Origin of the sequence: Nostoc sp. 2RC (assembly GCF_014222165.1) — a bacterium.
Taxonomy (GTDB): domain Bacteria; phylum Cyanobacteriota; class Cyanobacteriia; order Cyanobacteriales; family Nostocaceae; genus Nostoc; species Nostoc linckia.
In genome coordinates this window covers 1-1,266 of sequence record NZ_JACKZU010000714.1, presented here as the reverse complement: position 1 = coordinate 1,266, position 1,266 = coordinate 1, and the positions used below count along the sequence as shown (strand labels likewise).

Below are 1,266 nucleotides of genomic sequence, written 5' to 3'. Positions count from 1 at the left end.
CTTCCTCATCTTCCCCATCTCCCCATCTCCCTATCTTCCCACTCCCTAACCCCTAACCCCTAACTTAAGAAACTTTAAATCCCGTGACTTTGAGCCTGTCTGCTGCTAAATCTTATCGCCAACCTTGGCCTGGACTGATAGAAGCCTATCGCGAATACTTGCCTGTAAGTGAAACAACGCCGGTTGTAACTTTGTTGGAGGGAAACACACCCCTCATACCAGTGCCGGCGATCGCACAACGCATTGGCAGACAAGTACGTGTGTTTGTCAAATACGATGGTCTCAATCCCACCGGCAGTTTCAAAGACCGAGGGATGACTATGGCAATTACGAAAGCCAAGGAAGCAGGGGCAAAAGCAGTCATTTGTGCCAGCACCGGTAATACCTCAGCCGCCGCCGCCGCCTATGCAAAACGTGGAGGAATGAGTGCTTTTGTGCTGATTCCCGATGGCTATGTGGCATTAGGTAAGTTAGCCCAAGCTTTAGTTTATGGGGCAGAAGTATTGGCAATAAAAGGTAATTTTGACCAAGCTTTAGAAATTGTCCGCGATATGGCCGAAAACTATCCCATCACTTTAGTGAATTCGGTAAATCCCTATCGCTTGGAAGGACAAAAAACAGCAGCCTTTGAAATCGTCGATGTGTTGGGTGATGCCCCAGACTGGCTATGTATTCCCGTGGGAAATGCGGGAAATATATCAGCATATTGGATGGGTTTTTGTCAATATCATCAAGCCGGAAAGTGCGATCGCCTACCCAAGATGATGGGATTCCAAGCCGCAGGTGCAGCACCTTTAGTACACGGTCAGCCAGTGGCAAATCCCGAAACCATAGCTACAGCAATTCGCATTGGTAACCCTGCTAGTTGGGAATTGGCCATGGCCGCCCAATCTGCCAGTCAGGGAAGTTTCCGTGCCGTCACCGACGCCGAAATTTTGGACGCTTATCGACTTTTAGCAGCATCAGAGGGTATCTTCTGCGAACCTGCTAGCGCGGCTTCCGTAGCTGGCTTATTACAAGTAAAAGACCAAATTCCCACAGGGGCGACAGTGGTTTGTGTCCTCACAGGCAACGGTTTAAAAGACCCAGATACAGCCATTAAACACAATCAAAGTCAATTTAAACAAGGCATCCCAGCAGAACTCAAAGCAGTCGCCGAAGCAATGGGATTTTAGGGCATGGGGCAAGCAGGAGGTGTGGGAGGTGTGGGAGGTGTGGGAGGATGGTGAAGAAATTTTTCCCCCTCTCTCCCCACACTCCCCCCAC

At 49.6% G+C, this 1,266-nt stretch carries 1 protein-coding gene; it reads left to right on the top strand.

The features are described 5' to 3' along the window. Window positions 1-83 precede the first annotated feature (83 nt). A complete protein-coding gene (gene thrC / locus GNE10_RS34600; protein WP_185570517.1) occupies window positions 84-1,175 on the top strand; it encodes a threonine synthase in 1,092 nt (363 codons plus the stop codon). Window positions 1,176-1,266: the final 91 nt, after the last annotated feature.